Source organism: Winogradskyella sp. PE311 (assembly GCF_046545555.1).
Taxonomy (GTDB): Bacteria; Bacteroidota; Bacteroidia; order Flavobacteriales; family Flavobacteriaceae; genus Winogradskyella.
On the sequence record NZ_JBHZTH010000005.1, the window covers coordinates 172,678 to 197,261 of the forward strand.

The 24,584-nt window shown below is 32.7% G+C and carries 13 protein-coding genes; 1 reads left to right on the top strand and 12 read right to left on the bottom strand.

What is annotated here, in order from left to right; all coding sequences use genetic code 11:
* Position 1 precedes the first annotated feature (1 nt).
* The 11 genes from ACFWU4_RS14730 to ACFWU4_RS14780 all read right to left on the bottom strand — a co-directional run bounded on the left by ACFWU4_RS14730 (position 2) and on the right by ACFWU4_RS14780 (position 19,109).
* Positions 2-3,448, bottom strand: a complete 3,447-nt coding sequence (locus ACFWU4_RS14730; protein WP_411129236.1) for a hypothetical protein — start codon at positions 3,446-3,448, stop codon at positions 2-4.
* Positions 3,449-3,540: 92 nt separating this feature from the next.
* Positions 3,541-4,314 (bottom strand): PKD domain-containing protein, encoded by a 774-nt coding sequence (locus ACFWU4_RS14735; protein WP_411129238.1) that lies wholly within the window; start codon positions 4,312-4,314, stop codon positions 3,541-3,543.
* 15 nt (positions 4,315-4,329) lie between these two features.
* Positions 4,330-5,172, bottom strand: a complete 843-nt coding sequence (locus tag ACFWU4_RS14740; RefSeq protein WP_411129240.1) for a family 16 glycosylhydrolase — start codon at positions 5,170-5,172, stop codon at positions 4,330-4,332.
* Between the two features lie 55 nt (positions 5,173-5,227).
* Positions 5,228-6,667 (bottom strand): Ig-like domain-containing protein, encoded by a 1,440-nt coding sequence (locus ACFWU4_RS14745; protein WP_411129242.1) that lies wholly within the window; start codon positions 6,665-6,667, stop codon positions 5,228-5,230.
* Positions 6,668-6,679: 12 nt separating this feature from the next.
* On the bottom strand, positions 6,680-9,862 hold the full coding sequence (locus ACFWU4_RS14750; protein ID WP_411129244.1) for a glycosidase: 3,183 nt from the start codon (positions 9,860-9,862) through the stop codon (positions 6,680-6,682).
* 274 nt (positions 9,863-10,136) lie between these two features.
* Positions 10,137-12,941 carry a triple tyrosine motif-containing protein gene (locus ACFWU4_RS14755; protein WP_411129246.1) on the bottom strand — a complete coding sequence of 935 codons (2,805 nt, stop codon included), beginning with the start codon at positions 12,939-12,941 and terminating at the stop codon, positions 10,137-10,139.
* Positions 12,942-13,497: 556 nt separating this feature from the next.
* Positions 13,498-14,376, bottom strand: a complete 879-nt coding sequence (locus tag ACFWU4_RS14760) for a hypothetical protein (RefSeq protein ID WP_411129248.1) — start codon at positions 14,374-14,376, stop codon at positions 13,498-13,500.
* A gap of 210 nt (positions 14,377-14,586) precedes the next feature.
* A complete protein-coding gene (locus tag ACFWU4_RS14765; RefSeq protein ID WP_411129250.1) occupies positions 14,587-15,804 on the bottom strand; it encodes a T9SS type A sorting domain-containing protein in 1,218 nt (405 codons plus the stop codon).
* 59 nt (positions 15,805-15,863) lie between these two features.
* Positions 15,864-16,211, bottom strand: coding sequence for a hypothetical protein (locus ACFWU4_RS14770; protein WP_411129252.1), 348 nt, complete (start codon positions 16,209-16,211; stop codon positions 15,864-15,866).
* Between the two features lie 16 nt (positions 16,212-16,227).
* On the bottom strand, positions 16,228-17,967 hold the full coding sequence (locus tag ACFWU4_RS14775) for a hypothetical protein (protein WP_411129254.1): 1,740 nt from the start codon (positions 17,965-17,967) through the stop codon (positions 16,228-16,230).
* Positions 17,968-18,230: 263 nt separating this feature from the next.
* The gene (locus ACFWU4_RS14780) at positions 18,231-19,109 is read right to left on the bottom strand and encodes a sialate O-acetylesterase (protein WP_411129256.1); all 879 of its coding nucleotides are present in this window, start codon (positions 19,107-19,109) and stop codon (positions 18,231-18,233) included.
* Positions 19,110-19,279: 170 nt separating this feature from the next.
* On the opposite strand from ACFWU4_RS14780, the gene ACFWU4_RS14785 reads away from it, so the two are divergent.
* Entirely contained in the window at positions 19,280-22,702 is a 3,423-nt protein-coding gene (locus ACFWU4_RS14785; protein WP_411129258.1) for a T9SS type A sorting domain-containing protein, read from the top strand.
* Positions 22,703-22,778: 76 nt separating this feature from the next.
* Here the strand turns inward: ACFWU4_RS14785 and ACFWU4_RS14790 are convergent, their stop codons facing one another.
* Entirely contained in the window at positions 22,779-24,530 is a 1,752-nt protein-coding gene (locus tag ACFWU4_RS14790) for an endo-1,4-beta-xylanase (RefSeq protein ID WP_411129260.1), read from the bottom strand.
* Positions 24,531-24,584 lie beyond the last annotated feature (54 nt).

Sequence of the window (24,584 nt, forward strand, 5' to 3'; positions counted from 1 at the left end):
TTTATTTTAAATGAGACTCTTTTACGTACACTTTTATAATATCTATATCACCTGAACGACTAAATAGCGATGTACTCAACTCGTTATCTAAACTTAAATTATTGAAGCTCTTAGACTCACCATTAGCTAAGTTGACATGTACACCATCGGTTTGTGATACTTCGTAAACTACAGGAACTTGACAATAGGTAAAAACTAATTCTCCTTCTGTAAGTTTAAGCTCTCTATCATTACCATTAATGTTGATATAATTAAATGTTTTTGCTTCTTTTAAAAATTCATCTTTGCGCAGCATACTTGGATTAAATACCAAATTACCATCCTTCATAAAAACACCAAGCTCTCCAAAACGACTTAATATATCTTCTTTTACTTGACCTGTCATTCCAGGTTGTTGCGCTCCTTTACCAGCAGGTGTATGCGAATATGGATCTGTTGGAAACGCACCATATAATTCTGGTGATTTGTGCACACCTATCCCTTCATTAATCTCATAATAATGCTCTAATAATTTACCTATGACTTCGTCTGATTCATTTTCATGAATTGCTTTTTGACAGCACTCCATTACAGCAAGCAACAGTTTTGAAACCATATGCCAGTATATTGAACCTAAGCCTTCATAGCCATAAAATGTACCTGATCTGCCAGTAAACGCTTTATGATTAAAAATATCTTCGAAAATTTGAAGAACTTTAGATGCATCTTTATTCGCTAAATCTTCATAAGAAGTTCCTTCTAATTTTTGTAGCCCTTCTTTTAAATCATTTCCGTTTTTAAAATTCCCATTAAAATGGTATTCGCCATTTACATCTTTATCAATAATCTGGGTATTTCCATCTGAGATGAGTTTTTGTAATAAACTAGAATTTTCTACAGCAGCAGAAGGCACTGTATTTCTATCCATAAAACCTTTTAAGTTTTTGTACGGATATAATATATAACTATACTGATCTTTTCTAAAGAGCTTACTTTGTTTTAAACCATCTAAAACCGCTAAATTTTCTTTAGACGACAAATAACCTGAACTTAAAACGGCAACTTGGCCTTCTAACATTTCATCTAAATAAGAAACCGAAACGCTGTTATTTGTATCCACGGTCATTAGATTATAAGCATGATATATATCATCTTTACGCTTATTAGCTTCTATAGAATGTTCTAAATGTTTTAATGCTGATTTTGTGAAAGCTTTAATCGCAGCTATTTCAATTGTTGTTTTATTTCCTGAAAAAGAGTTTTCATAAACGCTTTCGCGATAATTACTACCTGCCTTTCCCAAAGCGTCTAAAATTTCTTTTCTTGTTTCATCATTAATTGCACCTGATAAAACTGTTACGTTATCTTGTAAGATTGATTTTACCGAATTGAAAAAATCAGCTAGTTCTGTAGATATTTCAACCTCTTCTGTACTACTATTTGCAAACACATCCTCAAAAAACTTCAAAAATCGTCTTAAGTAACAAAGTGTCACCATTGAAATACCGTTTCCTACTAAGGCATTATTTGCATCGTTCCATTCCGGACGTTGCGTATTCATCCAAATGCCACCTTCTGGAATAAAATTAGAGAGTTTTGCTAATGTTGTCGCTAAAATTTTCTCCATGAAATTTGCTCTAACAACATCACCATTGCGATTTTGCAATAATGCTCCATCAGCGCCTAAAGTATCTCTGTACACTCTAATTTTATGATCTAAATCTTCATTAAACTCGATTGTATCTTTAGGATTTTTTAACAAGTCTCCATATTCTTTAATCCTATAAGGGACATTTGCATACACAAATAAATCTTTAGTAAAGAAACGCTCTAATTCGCCTGGCTTGTAATCTTCAATAAATTCTAAAAATTTAAGCAAATAAATTATTTGATGATCTCCCCAATAACCGATATAAGACCAAGGATCATCTGGTTCGCTAATTTCCCAATCAAATCCACCTTTGGTTACACGGTATGGATTATAACCATCGAAGGTTGTAGCGTTTAGAAATTTATGAATCATACTTTCAATAAACTCAGGATAAGAGCACGCTAAGGCTTCCCAATTTTGAAAAATATCTCTCCAATTACCTTCATAGTCTAGAATCTTAGAACCATCAACTTCACTTCTTGTATTAATCGAAAACTTGTTCCAAGGTCTACTAGGATCACCATGCCTGCGACTAAATTTTAAAGGCAAATACTCTAAGCACAAACGTGTAAAATCTTTATCAGAACTTTTATTTGCAATTTCTTTGAGTAGGTTTAAGGTAAACACTTCTGGCAAATCTTTTACAACAGCAACGTTATTTTTAGCAACATTTCTATTTGCTGCATGCAGGTAGGTCTTAAAATCCCATTTTTCGATATTATAGCCATCATCAAAAATACCACCTCTCATGATATTAAAAAGAGTATTAGAAAAGTGTCTTGTATCCTTAAAACTATCTGATGTTAATTGTAAACCGTCTGACGCTGCATTTAATTTTATTAGATTTTTTGTGCCAAATTCTATATTATCATTAAGTTTTTCTAATAGCTTATCGTCTTGTTTTATATCATTTGAAATCTTTGCAATATCAGAATGATCTTGATTCACATTTGCTACAATACACCAATCTTTTTGATTATTTGATGCTAACTTGAATGATGCATTAATGAAATAGGCGCCTTTTTCTGCTTTTACATCTGTCTCTAATTTGGTATCAGCAAAATTCCTAAACGCATCTAATTGTAGAGATGATAACAAGTATGTCGGATTTTTAAACCCTAAAGACCAAGCAATATTGGCTTTTAAGGCTTCACTTGGTTCTGCTTTATCTACAATTATTGCACTAAGTGCAAAAATTCCGATTCCAGAATCTTTAACCAATTCGTTTCTTTTGTAGGCATCTACTAAATTACTACTTGCATTTTGTAGCGCACTACTCACTCCAAATGGTAAAACATTCTGAATACCGTCTAAAGCATTGACATCTATAATATCGCTTGAATTATTTATAAGTCTCGATTTCTTTACAAAACCGTATTTATTACTAGAACACCATTCGTAGCGATAGGTTATATCTAAATCTATATTTTCTTCTTCAAAAATTACCGAATTACCATAAACACCTTTGTATAAATTACATCGTGTATTATAATTGTCTTGAAACCGAATTGAAAAAGGTTCCCATAAAAACCTTTGCCCATTTTTAGTAATTTGAAATATAGATTTAGCGCCAGTTATTTCGGCAGATTCTGTAATCTTATCATCCGAATAATATGGAAATAAAGCAAATTCAGAATTTTTTCTTCCGGCAGTTAAGCCTCCATTACTAGATATAAACATCCAGTGATTAGAATCACTAACTATGCTCATAAAAAATGGTCGCATTTCATTACTATTAGAAATTTTGAAATACTTCTTATTATTAATTGTAACCTGATCTAACTTAGCTTCGTTACCTGAAATCGTGTTATTTTTCAATGTATGGTTGGTTTACTTTTAACTAACAGATATACGATACTGTTAGCCCAATTTATTTAAAAGGAAAGCTTGTAAAACCTTCCATGTAATAATTACTGTACTATTAAAGAGACGTTATCTATATTAACAAGTCCTGCTTCGCCATTAGAATCAAACAAAACTCTTGCGTCTGGTGCTCCAAAACTTGTAGCCGTTAATATCAATTGATATTGCTGTTGTGTACTATTAATGCTTACAGTTTGAACTGTATTTGAAAAATCTCCTCCACTTAGTCCTATACCTGCTATTATATCTCTATCGCCGTCAGACCACGCATCGAACGTTAATACATAAGTAGTTCCTTGCACTATTTCTAGCTTCTGGCTCATATTTACCAAAAACGGCTGCATTGGATTTGGATTTGTAATATTCACTTGGTAGAATGTATTTCCATTTTCCGTTACAGTAGGCGCAGGACTATTATCGTCTACGCCTTGAATCCATGGATTACTCCCGTTTTCAAAATCACCATTAATTAGTAAACCACTGCTAAAAATATTTTCTATTACAAAAGTATCTTGTTGTGTATCGGAATTTCCGTTTGCATCAAAAGCAGTTAGAGTAACTGTATACATGCCATCATCAAAAACTACTACAGGATCGATTAGCGTAGACGTTGTTCCGTTACCAAAATCCCATAAAAAACTAGTTGCATTTTCAGAAATATTTGTAAAAGAAATAGTTCTTGAATTCACAGTGCTAATGAAGTTTGCTTTTAATGTTACTGCTTGTAAATCTTCATTGTCATCATCACTACAAGAGGTCAATGAAAGAGATAATAAAACAATAAAAAGTGTACTTATCTGATTTATTTTAAAAATTTTCATGATTTTGTTTTTAAATTAATTATAAACTCTTACATAATCAACAAACATTCTTTGTGGAAATTCAGTTTCCGCATTGGGCGCTCCTGGTAAATTTCCTCCTACTGCTATATTTATAATCATAAAGAATGGACGGTTAAAAACCCATTCACCTGCATTTACAGGATCACCATCTATTACAGCTTCTTCAGCAACAGTTTCTGGGGTAATTGATTGATATAAATCTCCATCTACATAGTAGTTAATATAATCTGGACCCCATTCTATTCCAAAAATATGGAAATCAGTATCGAAGCGGTCGTTTTCTAATTCATACTCTTTTGTTATTGCTTCACCAGCATTATAACCTGGTCCATGTGCAGTTCCGAAAACGACAGTTGGTGAATCGCCTAAATATTCCATAATATCAATCTCACCGCATTGTGGCCAAGGATTTTGATCACAATCATTTCCTAATAACCAAAATGCTGGCCATATACCTTTGCCATACGGTAAACGAATACGTGCCTCAAAACGACCATATTGTTGCTCAAATAAGCCCTGTGTTATTAGTCTCCCAGACGTATAATTAGAACCTTCAAAATCTTCTTCTTGAGCAGTAATAACAAGTACTCCATTATCTACATTAACATTTTCTGGTCGATCTGTATAATATTGAAGTTCGTTATTTCCCCAGCCTGGTATACCTTGTGCGGTTCCATCTCCTATCTCAAAAGCCCAAAGTGATGGGTCTGGTGTGCCATCCACATCAAACTCTTCAGATAAAACTAAATTATTGAGTTGAGCCACATCTTGTGTTTCGTCGGGATCACATCCTATAAATAAGAATGCAATTAATACAGCAAATGATATATTTTTCATCCTTAAGAATTTATTTAAATTTCTATTTTCCATCTTAATTATTTTTTACAAAGTCTTATTCGTTATAAAAGTATATGTTATCGAAGTACACATTTGATATTGTTGGATTTGCGCCTATCTGAGAATTAAATAATAATAATCCCAAACTAGATCTATCAACAAGACCTGCAAATTGATCTAAAGGTATATCAAATCCTACCCAACCATCGGTCGCTAAGTCAGTTGATGTAATTGTAAAACCACCTGTTTGATTGGTAGCTCCATAATTTGTTAGCTCTAACAATATTCTATCCCCTACTTGTAATTCTTCTTGGACATTAATGTCTATGTGCATATGCGTCATTCCTGTCGCATCTATAGTTGGAACTGCTTCTGATGGAAATATGACCCCATTAAATACTATTCCCACAAAATTGAGATCCGTATAACTTATTATAGCTTGATCTCCGATTGGAAGTACACCACCTAAAGTAGTTTGAAAAGGCGCAAAGAATGAGTTATAACGAGAAACATCCACATCTACATAAGCGTCACTAAAAAGAGAGATTACTGAACTTGCATCTCTTGTTGGTGCGGGAGCAAATTCAAAAGGGCCCGATACCTCGAGGGTTAAAGAACCTTCTGCTAAAACTCCACTTATAGAAGCTGTAATTGTAGTTGTACCTTCATTTAAAACAGTAATCTCACCTAAGTTTGAAATTGTAGCTACACTAGGATCAGAAGAAATAAAATTAAAGTAGTTTGGCGTGGCACTCACAGTTTGATTAATACCCGAAGCCAAATTAACTTTATACCCTAAACCTGTAGCTTGAATCACTGAACCACTAAAGGCTTGCTGAGTAACCATTTCTCCGTTAAATATTTGAGGTCTTGGTTGACCTAGCGTACCTAAATTCTCAAATCTTAGCTCATCTATCCAAAATGTAAAACCAAACCCATTTGTACTTTGTGTGCCAGCTGAGAAAAGAAACATTCCTTTTTCTTGAGTTAAAAGAGATGGATCTGGAATTGGAATTGTGTATTTTCTCCAATCGGTAGATAATTGAACATTAGCTAAAGTAACTGCGAAATTACTTTCTTCAAAATCAGTACCAAAACCTACTTCACCGATGGTGCCTGTAGTTGATCCTTTGGCCCAAAAAGTTAAGGCATCATATCCTGTAAGGTTTCTCCCTGCTCCTCTGTCTTTAAAAATACCACCTATAAACCCACCATTAGGATCATTAGGAGCAGGTACATCTATACGGATTGATGTAGTGCCTTCAAATGAAACGTCATCATCTGTTCCAAAGCCTTCTGTATTTGCTCCACCTGCAGGATCAAAAGATTTAAAGAAATCGTCTGTAAGACCTACTGGTGCATCTGTAAAAATATCTGCTGTATTTGGGAATGTTGACTCAGTAGCGTCATCCGAAATATCTCTCTCACAACCTACAGCTATTAACAATAGCATAAGTAATGCTGTATTTAATTGTATTAACTTTTTAGTTTTCATATTTCTATTTTTTTATTTACCAATATTTATATTCACGTAAGTTCTAATTTCCCATTCACTTCCATTAGGAAAACCTACTGGACTTAATGGTGCGACACCAAATTCTGGTGCTTGATTAGGTAAAAATCGAGGCGAGAATTGATCTAGTGAACGCCATGTGCCTCTTATTCCAATTGTGGTACTTGGTAATATAAACCAATCTGGTTTACCTAAAGATGTTGAAACATCTAGCATAAGTTGCAGTGGAAACGTAAGGTTAAAATCTCTATGGTAATCAAATGGACCCCAATCATTGACTTTGACGTGAGTTTCAAATTTCATCTTCTTATAGATGGCTCTGATGTCACCACCAAAACGTTTAATCAATCTATCGCTATCACCATTTGCTTGGCCATTACCATAATAAAAGTTACCAATAATACCAAAATCGGTACCTAACTTAGAAACCATCCTAGAGTGTACTTCCCATAAGTCTTCTGCTGGTGCAGAATCTGGAAAAGCAAAAAATGTACGGTTAGCTAAGAAACCAATATGAGCATCTTGTGTTGTTGGCAAATGACGAAATACAAAACCTAAATTCATCGCAAATTTCGCATCTTCAGATCTATCGTTATCCCACTGATACATCCATGTTCCTGGGGTAGGGTCGTAAGTAAATAATATCTCACCTGCTGTCGTTTCTCTATTACCTCCTCTTACGGCAAAAGGATCATCAATAACGTTTCTCAATCTACCTGGTGCATTAACATCATTTGGCATTGGATCTACTAATGGTTTTTGGTACATAAAGTTCGGTGCTACTTGTATATTTCCGAATGAATAAGTAAAACCTGTTAAAAAATTTGACATATTACCACTACCACTATCCTTCAGTTTCCATCCAGTAAATGTTTGTGTTGCATCAAAACCTCCGGCAGCAACAAGTCCCATAATAGCGCCTTGTGCATACATATTAAATCGTCCTCCTTGGTATGTCACTTTTGCTTTACCTCCCCAATTATCTTTACCTGAAACTTTATCGTCGAAAACGGTGTAGTTTCCTGAACTACCTCTAACATTCTGAAAGGTACTTCCATTAAGAGGACTTCCACCCCAAATACCACCTACAACAACATCAAACTTCCCAAATTCTCTTTCTACGGCAAGCGTTGCTCTCTCTGTCGGAAAAGCAGGTATAATACCACTTCGTAATTGATTTTGATCTAATACTCGTCGTCCAGTAGCATCAAATTCTAAATCTGTCTCCATATCTCTATGATAAATACCAGTAACATCAAATTTTCCAACTTTTTTATGATATTTCAGCAATGCTGTTGGATTTGCGCCCCACCATAGCTGAGGACCGAAAGCTGCTTTTAAACCTTCAAAATCGCCTTTACCATCAATCTCTAAACCTAAAATTTCACCACCATAAATATCTAAGTTAGGTCCGTAATTAGCTTCAGGATATAAACCGAAGAAATCTCCTTCATATTGCCAGTGATAATGACCTGTTCTGTAAAAACCTCTTAAATCAAAATCTTTTGCATTCCATTCAAATTCTGCTTGGTATACATTAACTCTATTCGCATCACCTAATACAACATTTCCATTATCAGAATTCACGGTGATTGGTCGTGACCTGTTTTCATAGAAAATTTCATCGATTGGATTTTGAGCTACATTTCCAACTATATTAAAATTAACCTCGGCTCTAACGTTTGGCGCAGGATTTCCTTCTATACCAATAAAATAAGACTGCATATGGTCAAACCCTAGTTGATTTGGAAATGTAGTACCATCTACTTCTGGTGTATCTGGTGTAGTAATAAGACTACCACCTGTACTAAACGTAGTAAAATTAGCTGTTAATTGACTTATTCTAATTTTCTGAGCATCATTACCTCCTAATGCAGCTTTATCCCCTCTTGCTCGAAGAACGGCGTCCATGATTTGAATATTATTGAAATAATCATTTAAAAAAGATGGTGTGATACCTTCTCCGTAAGGGTTAAGTTTATGCGCCTCTTTTAAAACATAATATGCTGCTCTTGGATATAGATCATATAATCCACGCTCATTAGTTGGTCCTTTTGCACAAATACCAAACCATTCCTCATTCATATTATTTTGATCTGGCCCAGGTAAATCTATTGAATAACCACCATTAGACCATGATGCATTATTATCATGCTTTTCCGCATTTTTTCTGTCATCAAAACCAAACTTCCACCAACCATCACTAAATTGAAATGTAAAACCACCTATAGAGTTTCCTGCCTTACCTTGACCTGCTGCATTTTGATAAATTTCTTTCCAATTACTTAGCATGTAATAGGCTTGTGCTTTTTGATCTTCCTTATTGTCTTTAGCGTTAAAAGCATCTGCACCAAACTCAGTAAACATTAATGGCATATCGAGTTTTTCTTTTACAACATCGAACATATCTGTAAAAGATGCACCCCTATAAGTATTTGTACCGTAAATGTCTACATCTTTACATTCTTCAGCTATAATATCAATAAAAAGAACATCACCATTACAAATAGCAACTGGATGAGAACTATCAATTCCCTTCATTACTTTTGCAGCCTCATTCATCAATTTATACATTGGTCGTCCGCGACTTTCCCCTATAGCAATCTTTTTCTCTTCTTCATCTGGAAAATCTTCTGTTTCTGCACCTTGCCAGAATAATCCATAATTATTTTCATTACCTAATAAATACATAAGTAAACCTGGAGTATCTTTATACTCACTAACCAAAGTAGTTATTTCGCTCATCAAATGATCTTTAGTAACTTGATCATCATAAATAGTAACAGGCGTCCATACGCCATCTAAGGTTAAACCATATCTACCAAATGAATGATTAAGCATTGTATAGATTCCGTAGTTCTCATATATATACTGTATCCATCTTGCTGGAACACCAGTATATTGACGGACTACGTTTACACCCATATTTTTTAATAAAGACATTTCGGAATCTAAACCAGATTTTATGATGTCGTCTGATTTTTTCCAAAAATTGGCATCTATGGTATTTGTTCCGATTGGAATATAATCCCAATTCATACCATTAATTATAAAGTCTTCCCCATTTACAATCAATTTCATTCCATCACTATTCTTTTGAACTGATACTTTATCAGTTTGACCAAAAGCTGGAATCGCAATTAGTATGAATATTAATCTTAGAAAGTGTTTTTTCATAATCTTAATTTTTAGAAAGGTTTCGTTAGGTCAGCTGTATACTGAATTTAATAATTTAAAAATAATATTAAATTTTATCGATTTCACAAAATAGGCCTATACAAAAAATATACAATTCAATAAATCGTTTACTATTTTGATAAAAATGCAGTTTAAAGCCTTGTTTTTTGAGTTATCAACTTATTAATTATTGGTCAGTAATTAGTTGAAATAAGAACTAAATAACAGTAATGTATAGGTTATGTATAGGTTGAAATTAGATTTGTATAGTTCTTTAAAGCTCGAGAATATAATTTGCAAGGTTTTGCTCGTGGTCTAATCCCATCTTTTTTCTTAATCGATAACGTTTTACTTCTACACTTTTATGAGAAATATTTAATAAAGGTGCAATTTCTTTTGAAGATAAATTCAATCTTAAATAGGCGCATAATCTTAAATCATTTGGTGTAATTGACGGATGAAGCGCTTTGATCTTCTTCATAAATTCTTTATCCACATTATTAAAAGCTTCTTCAAATAATTTCCAGTCACTAGTATTATTCAAATTAGAATTTATCATTTTAATAACTCCTCTAACATCTTCTGGAGACTTACTACGTGATAATTGGTCTTTTATATTATTAAGTAATTCATTTCTTTTAACCAGACTCATAGTGGCTGTTCCGAGTTCTCTGTTTTTATTCTCAATATCTAATTGCAGATTTTCATTCTTAAACTGCACTAAACGTCGTTGACTGTCGAGTTGCTCCATCTCTAACTCTCGTTGCTTTTTATCTAAAAGCTTTTGCTTCTGTTTTTTATAATAGCGTTTATTGAAATAATGCACTAAAAACCCTATTGTTAACAGAAGTATAACATACAATATAACTGCTAATGGCTTTAGATACCATGGCTTTTCAACTCTAAAATTATAAGACACAATATTTTCAGATAATTCAGTTCCTGTTATAGATCTGGCTTCAAAACTATAATCTCCATAAGGCAAATTCTCAAAAGAAGCTTCTGCATCAGTAGACCATTCGCTCCAAGTGTCATATATACCAATTAATCTATACTGGTATTTGGATTTGGCTAGTTTTTCATAATTAGGTACGCTATACTTAAAAGTTACATTAGTATTTTTATTCTCTAAAGTAATCTCATCTTTTGTATTAACTAATTTATAATCGTTGTGCAGAGAATTATGCGAAACTTCATTGAGAAATATCGTATTTAAACTTTGAAAATCTTGAGTAAGATCTAAGATAAGATAACCATTAGCACCACCAATTAAATAGTTATTATCGTCTAAATGTAAAACATTTTCATAACCTGGCTTACTTCTTCTAACATCTCCAGGTATTGCAACTTTATTGATTTTAGGGTCCTTAGAAAGTTTTCCAGGTTCAATAAATATAATTTCATTTTCAGAAAAACCCCAGAGTTTATTTTTCTGTTTATCATTCACAAATTTACCTGACCAATAGTTTTGGTCACTAAATAGCGCACTTAAAATCGAATCTTTTTCGAAAGATTCAGTTGTTTTATTATAATAAAAGGAACCCTCTTTATAACTATATAAAACGGAGTTATTGTGGCTAACTATACTAGATTTAATTCCTTTACCAATAGGTATGCGTTTATAAGCCAATACAGATTCAAAAGTTTTGTCTATATCAATTTTATAAATACCCTTATGTTCGTGATTTACTAAAATCTCATTTGGCCCAACAAACTCTATATATCTAGACGAATTATTAAACCCCTTTATTTTATTTCTTCTCTTCCATTTACCGTTAATAAACTCTAATACATATAAGCCTTTATAATTTCCTTGGATTAGTAAATTCGGTTGATTAATCACCTCTTTAATTACCCATGTACCAATCTCATCTGAAATTCTCTCCGCAATACCATTCCTTATCATAAAAGTACCTTTATCGTGACCACAAAACAATGCGTCTTTCAAAACCTCTAGTGTCCATACTTGTCCTTTAGTTCCTTCAATAAATTTAAATTGCTTTTTTTCTCCTACTTTTTTATAAAACAGTCCCTGATTAGTCCCTAAATACAAAAAATCATTGAATAGAGCAGATGTATATATTGTGCCTAAAACACCAAGTTTATCTTCATAAACTTTAAATTTTGAATTTAAATTTAAGATATTAATACCATTATCTAATCCTAGCCAAGCATTACCAGCAGCGTCCTCTTTTAAAGAAAGAACAGTATTATTACTCAACCCAGCCAACTGATCAATTTTCAGTACAATTTTACCAGTTGGACTTAATTCGATTACACCTTTAGATATGGTTCCTATTAAAAAATTCCCGTTTCTTAATCTAATACTACTATAAACGCTAGCATTCAATAACACATCATTTCCTTCAATATCCCATGGCAAAATATCATCATCTGAACTAAGAAAGAAACCCTTTTCCTTCGTGTGAAACAATAATTTATTATTAAAATCATAAATATTAATTACCTCATCCTTCTTAAGTATTGGTGATGTATAAGCCAGAGTTTCAATACCATTTTCTATTTGAAATACCCCTTCACCTTCCTTTTGAAACAAAATAGTTTCATTAACCTTAAACATTTTATTAATCCTCGATTCAGACTTAACTATACTAAATTCATCATTATCTACATTATATATATAAATACTCTCTAAAGATTGAAATAAAATATAGCCTTCAATATCAATAATCTTCCAAAACTCCTCATCTTCTTGTATTGAGAATTTCCTTTTTGCGGATAAGGAAGTATATAAAAGTTTACCAAACTCATCCTTTTTCCAAAACCCAAAATCCATGTAGCCACCAGAATAAATTTTATCTTCAACAGCTCTAACTGACCTTAGAATATCGTTATTTAGTGACTTAAAAAGTCTCCAATATGCACCATTATACTCTAGCAAACCTGAGTTATTTGCTACATAAATAAAGTTGTCTTGCGATTGGGTAACCGACCAATTTTGGTCTTCAGCATTATAATCCTGAGGAGTGAAAATTTGAATTGGAGGAATCTCTTGGCAGTAAGAAAAAGTAGTCACCAACAATAATAGAATGTATAAAACCTTTTTTATCCTACTCATTTCTTTATCTCAATTAAGTTATGGCACTTATAATTATACAAAATATTATTATGTCAAGAATTACTTATGTTAAGGTACTAATATAAGTAAATAATAGGTTTAATGCACATATGTTGTGGTCTAACTAATAATTGTATAGGCAAAACCTTTATGAAATAGCACTAAAAAAGTATGTGTAAGGAGCCTAAACATGATAAAGAATTATGTATCTAAAACAGGCTTAAATCATCCCTGATGCCGTAAAATAATGATTAGATTAAACTTTAAAATTCTTATCAAGCTAATAAGATAGTCTCTCATATTATAAATAAGCAAATAGCAAGCTCCCTTGTGAAGCAAGACAGGAGTCTATTGTAAATTGTAATATTTTATTGCTTAAATAACACCTATGTAGAGAAAAAACAATTCTACATGTTTTTCTTTTTCAATTATCATGTTGCTTCGAGAGCTAAATAAATTAAAGCAAATAATTATTTATAGAGCATGACAATTACACCATATTAAGTTCACAACAGGTAATTACCAAAAAATATGATGAAAATAAATTAGGTATTGTCTATTTTTTATTGCCATTAGCAGCTTTATACTTTTTTCTTGCTAATTGAATGTCAATTTTTGATGCAAATTCACCCAATTCTAAGGAATTATCCTCATTTTTATCCAATCCAAAAAATTGAAATAAGGCATTTACCGGTTTACCTTGCTTATTAAGTTTATCTTGATAGAATACGTTCAGTTCTTCTATGCTTAATTTAAAATTCTTATCAGAATCAGCACTATTAAACATTTCTATCCTTTTCTTTATGTAAGCCTCAGAAGGTTCATTTGGGTCTCTTGGGTTTTCTTTATCCTGTGCGGCTATTAAGCGGTCATGACCTTTTTTCCAATCAGCTTTTTGAGTAAACTCATTAAATGTAATAAATCCATCCTCGTTAATGTCATACGTATAGAAATTGAGTTTAGCATTTACAGGATCACCCGTTTTTTTATTTACTATACCTTTATAAAAAGTAACAACTTCATTTTTATATAAGGTATCATTTCTATCTGTATCAATTTTTTCAAACTTAATTCTGGCTTTATCCTTTTTAATACCTTCGCTTTTTGCTACATCTTCCTCAGTAATGGAGTACTGCCATTTATCAACGTATTTATAGGCCAATTTCCAATCTTCACCTTTTAAATATTCACTCAACGTAATGATTGAATTTTCATTTTTATCTAAAGCATAGAACATTTTCTTAGGATCAATACGATCTCCATCTTTGGTTTCCTTATAGCGATAGTAACTTTTCATTTCGCGAATAGTTATTACTTCGTTACCATCAGAATCTATAGCCTTAAACCTGTCAGTTCTAACCTTGCTTTCTTGCGCTGAAACGGCACTTGTAACCATTGTAAATACTACTATTCCTAGTATACTTATAGCTTTCATAACTTTTATTTTAATAAATTTGAGACAAGTAAAGATAATGAAAATTTCAAACCTTATTATTTAAGCAGATATATTAACATAAATAGTCGATGAAATAATCTTAAAAAATTTAATATGAGCGACTTACCTAGGCCGTAAGCTTTTCTTTAAAGCCAAAAAAAAGCCCAATTCTATTATTGGGCTTTAAACAAAATGATACGTTACTTATTTCTATTTTTTAATTAATCTCTTGGTTATCTCAATCCCATTTACTAGCACTAAATTAAAAAGATATACTCCAGTTCTTAATTCTGAAACATCTAAACTATCAGAATTATTAAATTTCATTGACATAATTAGTTTCCCAGTAATATCATAAATCCTAACAGAATCTGTTTGAGATTTTGTAGTGATTCTGATTATATCATCAGTAGGATTGGGATAGATACTAAAATCAATAGCATCTAAATCTTCAGAACTCAAAGTCATATTATTGTCAAACACAATACTGTCAATTTCCATAGCTCCTGGAGATGCTGCATTATTGTTAACATCGTCGTTATTAGTATCTCTAACAATTATTTGAAAATCTTGTGTAATACCAGTCCATTCTGGTCTTGCTGATGCTAAATCTACATCTAGAGTCTCAAAAGCAGACATGCTTTGATTAATAGCTACATTTGTTCCAAGAAAGCTAGTGTATCCATCACCAGCATATCTAAACTGTAATCTAAATTGATTATTTAGAGCAGAATTGTTTTTATATGTAATGTGAATATACGTATTTGCTGTAGCATCAACTGAAAACACATCTTGTACTATTTTAGAAGACTCATCCTCAATTGGAGTTATAGTTATAATACCTCCTGAAACTACTGAGGTTGCATCAACATCTGTCCAACCTTCTGAATCTCCATTAGTATCAAAGTTAAAAATCTCTCGCTCTTGAGGCGGTATAGCATCTACAAATTCAATTTTATCAATTTCTAAATTAACACCAGCAGTCGGAACAACATAAGTAACGTTTCCTGCAGCTTTAAAGTGGATTTTAATATCATTTTCAGTACCAGCCCAAAGTGCGTTTGTTAAATCAAACCAATAAGTTATATAATCTGTTTCTCCTGCTGTAATATCTAAATTAACAAAACGTCTTCCACCACTATCGTTAGGATAAGATACTCTCATAAAAGTAGGACCTGATGCGTCTGCATTTTTTATAGTTACACCTACAAAACCATTAGTATCTGCATCAACATTAGCCGTTATAGTACCAAAATTAGGATTGCTAGCATCACCATTTAAATCCACAGATAAAAATGTCGAAGCAGCAGAAGTGGAGCAGGCAGATGTTACATTAAAACCTTCATCAACTCCCGTAAAATCAAAAGTTTGCCCTAAACATATAAATGGTACTATTGTAATTATAAATAGTAAAGTAATTTTTCTCATAATATTTCTTTTTTAACGAATTTTAATTGTTCAGCTAATTAAATCTGAGGTGCACAAAATTAATTTTGTTGCCTTGATTTACCAATTTTTCGTGCATTTTTTTGGTGTTTTGTCAAAATCTGAGAGTATATTTCTTTATAATATTTTTTATTTATAGTTTTTTTACCTGCTTTATCTACTCCCGCCTTATTTGCTTTTCTAAGTTCTTTCAACCTTTCTAAATGAAGGTTATAAATGCGCGCTTTTTGCTCTTCTTTTAGTGCTAAATGTTCATTGCCTGCAATAATATCATTATTAAGTTGCTCTACCATAGCGGTAGCTTTTTCTTTCATTTTATCGGTCTGGGATAAACTAGTGGTTAATCCTAATCCTAAAAATACGATACATGTAAATAGTACTTTTTTCATTTTTCTTTTTATTTAATTATTGACTGATTGCTGTTATATTATCAAACCGCCATCGCAATCTATAGTTAGTATCGTCTACAATACCAGTTACTCTAATTGCAATATAAAAATCTGCAGTTGGTGAAATACTAAACTCTTGTCGTTTATAATTATTATTTCCAAATCCTTCAGCATCCATACTTGGTACTGATTCTGTTCCCATCACTGTCCAATCATTCTCATTAAAGGAACCCGAGCCATCATAAGTTTGCGACCAATAAAATGTAACCATTGCTGCATTTTGGTTTTTAAAGGCATAAGCTGCGTCTATACTAATATCCATTGGTCCGACACCTTCAATAATTGGTGTAATTACGACATTATCGATTGTTCCGTTTAATGCAGAATCGTTCCCTGTGTTATAAAAAAGATTTAATCCATTATCTGAACTACCAGTTTCATCTTCAACATCGCTAAAAGAGCCTGTGTTTGTAATTAAATCAATCAATTGATTTGGATCTATTGTTTGATTGGCAAGCGCATTTTGATAATTTAATACAGAATTTAAATAACTATTTGTTCCATCATTAGACTCAAAAGTCTCTATGTAACTAAATGGTACAGCGCCGTCATTATCTGTAATGATAATAGTTTGTGATTGTAAGTTAGCTCCTGCATCCAAGCCACCTGTAACACTCGTTATTTCTAGGGTTAAGGTTTCATCAGATTCAGTATCCGTATCGTCTACTAAAGTAATTGCTACGCTGCCAGTACTAGATCCTGATGGGATTACAAAAGCATAAGGATTAGCGTTACTGCCACTAAAATTAAAATCAGATATGTCAGCATTCCCTGAAGTAGTTAACTCAATTGTAGCATCTGATGTAGTAGTTTCAGAAATATCAAAGTTCAATGTAATTGTTCCTTCGGCTTCACTATAATTTAGTGTATTTGATGGACTAAAATCAATTATCGGATTTGGTGACGCATCATCATTTACTAAAGTTATAGTCGTTTCTGTTTCAGCACCTAAACTTAAGCCTCCTGAAACCTCATCTAAAGTAAAGGTAATAGTTTTGTTGGCCTCAAAATTAGCATTATCTATAGGTTGTACCGCAAAACTCGTTGAAGTAGAACCACTCGGAACGTTAATTACAAAATCACCTGAAGTTTGACCATCTACTGTATAATCTACACCATAAATTGCATCGCCAAAAGACGAAACACTTAGTGTTCCTCCATCTGTAGTTGCTTGATCAAAAAGTATTTGAATAGATTCACTAGTAGCCTGATTTTCATCAATTTGCTCAGTATTATTTTCAAAATTTACTAAAGCTATTAGTGGATCGTCATTATCTATTATTATAAACGTTAAAGTGGTGTTTTCTCCTAATTCTAAAGATCCAGATACACTAGTGATTGTTATAGTTAACGGTAAATTACTTTCAATGTTTTGATCATCTATAGGCGTTAATGAAAATGTTGAAAATAACGTTTGTGCTTCTACATCTAAAGTGAATGAATTAGAACCCTCACTGGTTTCATAATCTACACCATAATCTCCTCCAGAAATTGAAATATCTATAGTACCACCAGCATGATTAAAACTATCTATACCTACGTTAATATTTAGTGGGTTTGTAGCATTTTCAACCTCCACGAGTTCCGTAATTGCAAAAGTAACTTTTCCTATGGCATTAAGATTCTCATCATCGTCTTCACAAGATATTAAGAATAGTAATGCTCCAAAAAAAGAAATAAGATATTTTAGCTTCATAGATTCTCTTTAATTTAAGATGTTCGTAAATATCATTAAAAGCATACTTGTGTAGCTTTAGTTAACGTTGATTAATGTACAAAAAAAAGAAATTTATGTTAAACTACACTAATAATCAAATAAATAGACCCAAAAAAAACAGTCTAATTAGTTTTACAAACTACTTTTACAATTTCTCATTAAACACTATTACTAATAAGAGCAGGCAAACGTTTATTATATACTATGTAATTTGTATTAAATAACTTAAAAATACTGTTTGTTTAGTCTTTGCTACTAAACTCATTTTCATAATACTCATAAAAATAAGTCCCTATTTTTTTCATTGCATCGGTTACATAATGACCTACAGGGCGCGGATTTTTTTCAAAATAAAATTCAGAAGTTTCAGCCCTTTCCTGAGGAATTAAAACGACATTCTTATCATTATGAGAAACCTCTTTCATAGCTTTTACAACTTTTCCGTGACCAACTTGTAACAGTAAAAATGGTAGTGTTGGACTATTAAAATCCTTACGAACATGACGTATTAAATTCATAAGATTTTCACCATAAGTTTCACTAGGTTCTGCCCCTCCTTTTTTGCCACTATCACTCTCACCTTGAACCCAAAGCATCCCGCATAAATCGTAACTATCTTTTGCTAGAGTCGAGATTACCTTATTAGAATAATTAACAAATTCACTATATAATTTTGGTTGCTTTTCTTCTTTTATTTGAGTCGCCTTCTCTATGGTCCAATTAGGATTCCAAGCTCCGTATAAAGACATACCACCTCTAGAACGTTTAATTAATATAATCTTATGGTCTGGATATTTTTCAGACACATTAATACCAAAGAACAGTTCAGGACCAAATAAGTAATCGGCACCAAACTTTTTTGCTGTATGCTTAGCAACCTTAGTCGTATCTAATGGTTTTCCATCACCGAAATTATAATATAGAGTTACATTTTTTTGCGCCAGCTTTAAACGGAGTTTATCCTCAGTAGATAAACCACTAGCTTTTGCTCTACCATCCATATTAGATTGGCCAGCTAATAAAAATATTTTTATCTTTTTTTGACCATCTGCATTTTGAGAAATAATTGGTTTTGAAACAAAAAGTACCAATATCCCAATAATTAGGTATTTAATTCTCATATTTAATATGTTGATTTTCAAAATTAAATCGAATTTTCTATAATCAGTTTCAAAATACTCAATATTCTGTAAATAATGACTTACCTTCAGCTTTAAATCACTAATAACCAACCTATTTTGCCATAAGAATTCATATTTTTGAATAACATAAAATACCTACATTTTTCGTTATGAAAATAAAATTACTTTTTTCTCTTGTTACATATTTCGCATGTCTACAACTATCTATCGGTCAGATGGACATGATGAATGTATTACCAACCAATTTAGCCACACATACAGCTGTACAAAATGGATCTTGGTTTAGCGCCTCAACTTGGGATGCTGGCAATGTACCGTCGACTGGAGCTATTGTTTATATTCCTAATGGAATTACCATAGGTTATGAAGGGTCTTCGGGAGATCATATTTTCGCCATTAGAGTTGATGGTAATTTTAATATGACTGAAACCGATGCAAACCAAACTACAAGACTAAAGTTTGACACATTCTTCGCTATGCATGGTTCTTATATTACCATATTAGCAAATAATGCAACTGATGGAAATATAATAGTAAATATTGAACCTTTCGATATAGAAACCTTCCGTTCTAGTACAAATATCTGGAGTACAGCCGCAGAAAATCATTTTAGAGATAATGGAGTTGTCACCTTTAAAACACGAACAGGACAGGGCGATGATCGCTATAACACATATGCTGAAGCTTTAAACGGGGATTTTCAAATTATTGAAAGCTCAGGAACAATTGTGGATGATGGTATTGGAGTCCTTGGACGTTACAGTTGGGATCCGGAGCAACTAAGTTTAGGGATGGTAACTATGGGGCAGCTAGAGATTATTGGTCAAGAAAAAACAAATATGATAAAACTTGCTTCGAATGCAAATTCAGGGCAAAACACTTTACAATTATCTGAAATCCCTTTAGGGTGGAAAATCGATGATGACTTAATTATTACTAGTGGTGGTAATGCATCAACATCTAATAATGGAGAAGACGAAGCTCAAATTCAGAGTATTTCTGAAAACACTATTACATTAAGCACTAACCTATCTAAAAATCACGAAGGTAGACCAGCAGATGACTTGCATTGCTATGTAGGTAATCTTACAAGGAATATTATTTTTAAATCACCAAATACAAGTATTGTAACTCAAAGAGGGCATGTTATGGCGATGCATAATGATACTAATGTTCAAATTAAAAATGCACAATTCTTACGTTTAGGTCGCACCGACAAATCAAAATTATTAGATGATTTTATTTGGAATAATTGGTTAGAGCCTCAAGTTTTTACAAGTAAAATTTCTGCATTAGGACAAGAGTGTGCTGAGATGCGCGATATACCTACTAACGAAATGACCAACTCTAGAGGGCGTTATTCTATCCATTTACATAAGTTAGGTGCAGCGGCTGGCGCTAATATGGCACAAGTAACGGGTAATGTTATTTGGGATAATCCAGGTTGGGGCATTACACATCATGACTCTCATGCTAACGTTTCGGATAATGTGATCTATGATATCGTAGGTGCTGGTATTGTGTCTGAAACTGGCAGCGAAACTGGGACTTGGGATAATAATTTAGTAGTTAATATACAGCAAGGACATACCACAGATCCTTATACAGCTTCTCTTTACCATGATGATTATTTATTTAGTGGAGAAGGCTTAGCGATGAAAGGTCGTGCCGTCTTATGCCGTAACAATGTTATAGCCAATGCCAGAAGAGGTGTAGGAGTTATTAATATGAATAATTCTATTAATAATTTAGACCGGCTAGATGCAGAAGCTTTGGCAACGAGTAGAGTTGGTTATGAAGTTGATAATTTTCCTTTAAGCAGAAACGGTTACAGTAAAGAAGGTGATGGTGTAATGCCGGTTGAAGCATCATTAATCATGGAAAATACGATAGCCATAGATTGCAACATAGGTTTCCGCTCTGTAGAACGTGATATGGGAATGAATCACGAATCGCGCTCTATCTTCGATGGACTTAAAGTTTGGGGAGCAAATACTGGTATTTTAATAAACTATCAAGCAGATTATAGTTTTAAAGATATTTTTATCTCTGGGAACAATCCAACAACATCATTAGGAATTGATATGTGGAAACATTCTCATAATCAAACCTTCGAAGGTTTAAAACTAGTGGACTTAGAACACGCCATTAGAGTTTCAAAAACAACATTAAGTAACTCTGAAGAACCAAAAACAAGAAATAATGGGTTTACACCTTGGATTTTTATTGACCTTGAAACAAGTAATGTGAATGAATTTTATCAACTAGACGTTGATAATCCTGAACTCAACCCAAGTTTTAATTATACCGAACATCCCGACAATACAATCCACCTCAATTCAGCTGACCTTTCTAGTAGACCAACAACGTTTACAATTTTAGATGATATCGTATTAGATTATTCAGCCTCAGGAGATGAAGCTTTACGATTTGAAGTTGATGGCATTATCACCGACGATTACGGAAGCTATGACATGGGTATACAACAAGCCTTAGCACAAGGAAATTTGAGAGAAAATTACCCAAAAAGGATTTATCAATTTGCCTCACAGGCAAAATTTGAAGATTATCTAATGGTAAATGGAGTTTACAAAGATGTCAATGATAACGACCAGCTTTATTTTATAATCAACGAGAGTCTACCAAATAGAAGAACTTTTGAGTATACCACATTCCCTGTCCGCGTTAAGATAATGAACGCTCCTTCCTCTGGTGTTTTTGCAAGTCCATTAGTAGAAAGCGCGTCTGCTTTATTACCAAAAAACCAAATGATTAGCAGATTAGCTACTGTTTCTCAAAGTACTACACAAACAAACATAGATTATACAGATGGATTTCACAGAACAGTTAACTTAGATCTTTCTGCAGAAAAAGCTGTCGACGGCAATATCAATGGTCGTATAAATGCACAATACTACCAACGCGATTTATTACCTGTTGGAAGTTTTTCTGAAACCACTCTAAGTAACGAACCATATTACGATATAGACTTTGGTGAAGTCAAAACCATTGAATACTTTGATATTTGGAATACTGTTGAATTAAACGGTTCAAATATTGAAGTCCCTTCATCACATTTTAAGAATTTCTCTGTTTTTATTTCTGATGCTCCGTTCACAGGAACTACATTCCTTGAATCTCAAGCACAAGCTAATTTTGAATTTGTAAAAGATGGAGTGCCTACTCGAAAGTTTACACAAAACAATATTGGCGCGGTTGGTCGTTATATGAGAATTCATTCTTCCAACCCAACGGATATTGAATTAAAATTTGCAGAAATTGAAGTTATCGGAAGAACCTTTACGGGTACATTATCTAATGATATTGAGGAAGAATTAGGCTTTAGCCTATATCCAAACCCAACCAAAGATTACGTTAGCATAGCGTTTGAAAAGACACAAACTAATGTTACCATCGAAATCTTTAATATGCTTGGTCAACAACTCGGATCAACAAAACATGAAGTCATTAAACAAACAGAAATTAATATCAGTGGAAATACAGGTATCTATTTTGTTAAGATTTCGGGTGATAATAATTTAGAAATCACAAACAAAATAATTAAGCACTAAGCAATATCAGTTTATTCACAATAGTTTTAAGAAGATCTTGTTTTTAGATATTTCCACTAATAAAGAGTGCGTTGCTTTATAAATCAATTTTTATAATCCCAAATTCTTTTGGCTTCACTTCAAAAATACCTTTGACGACTTTGTCATTAGCATCAACAAATGAATACTCGTAGGTGCCGTAAAAACCGCGACCAACAATTAGACCTTGTTTAGAAGTTTTACCATTGATATTGGTAATCCACTTCTTAAAGACAAGATCATAATAAGCTTCACCCATTACACCTAGTAAATTCTCAACAGCAAAAATATCTGACTTTCCCCTACCATCTTCAGTATTGCCCCAAAATAAAAATTCTGATACATTAGGATGACTAAACGCTGCAATCATAAAATCTCTAGTATATTGTGCTCTTACTTTTTCGTCTCGTATATCCATTGTGAATTCTGATATACTAATTTGCTTGCCAAGTGTTGCGTAATAGGTTAATATTTCTAACACACGCTCTGGCGGCGTAAGATCACTTCCCATATGACTCTGTATGCCAATTCCTTGAACTAAACCACCAGTATTTTCGTCAATACGTTTAATAAAATTATAATACCACTCTTGCTTTTTTACATCGATACCTCCTTTACTTATAATGCCATATTCGTTAGTAAAACGTCTCACATTTGGTTGTTTTTTAGCAATAGTTCTAAAACCATTGTAAAGAATTTCTTCACTACCAGTAACATGTTGTAAATCTTTATTGGTATAAGCTTCATTAACGATATCCCAATGCGACACTTTACCTTTGGTCGCATCTAAAATATCTTCTACATGAGACTCTATAATTTTGGTTACCTTCTCAGGGTTATCTTTATTTTTAAAAATATCTTTCGTTAAATAATTAAATCCAGGCCAAATAAGCACATGACCTTTTACTGGATAACCATCTGCTTTTAAAATATCTAAAGCTTTCAATGTTTGCTTCTGTTTGTCGTCCCTGCTCCAACTCTTTATTTTGAGGTCATTACCTAAAACAACACTATTAAATAATTTTTTAAAGTTTCTATAATCTACTGTATTATTAACAACATCTTTAGATGCGATTCTCGCACCAAACGGAAATGCATGATTAATCTGTCTTATGCTAACCACTTTATTATCTAAAGGCTTACCATCTTTACTTATTTGAATTGTAAAATTTCCTTTTCGTATAGAATTAATTCTTTTATTTGCCCTTTTTCTCCAATCGGCATCCGCTTCCATACCAATATACGTTACTTCTGTTTTTGGCAAGCTTTCTAGAGCTGTACCTTCTTTAAAAACTTCAAACTTTATATGCTTTATCATAAAAGATTGCGGCCGATAACCGTATTGCATTACAATACCTAAATCCTCTTTTTTAATATTTTGTCGGGCTTGAAATGGCAAATAGTAGGTTTGCCAATCTGAAGAAAAACTTTGCGTATAAGCAATATTACCTTTATAATTATTTAATTGCTTAAAAATAAATAAGGCTTTAGCTTCACCTGTTTCTAAACTTGCTGATACTGTTTTAGCCTTAAAAGACAGTAAAAAAACGGTTCCTTTTTTATAGCTACCTTTCTCAATAGGAAATTTTGTTGCGTAGTTATATATAAACTTAGGTTCCTTACTACTTTCAAATAAATACTGAGTAAGACCTAAGCTATCTTTACTTTTTTTAATATTCGAAAACTCATTTTTAGAGTTAATAAACGGTAAGAGATTTTGCTTAATTAGATCCTCACCTTCCGCGATATTCTGAGAGAAACTGAAAGTTATTGATAATAGTAAGCTATAAATTAGTAATTTTATTTTCATGCTTTCGCTGGGGTTTCCATTAATTAAATCCTAGTGTTTAAGTTTTTTGCTTAA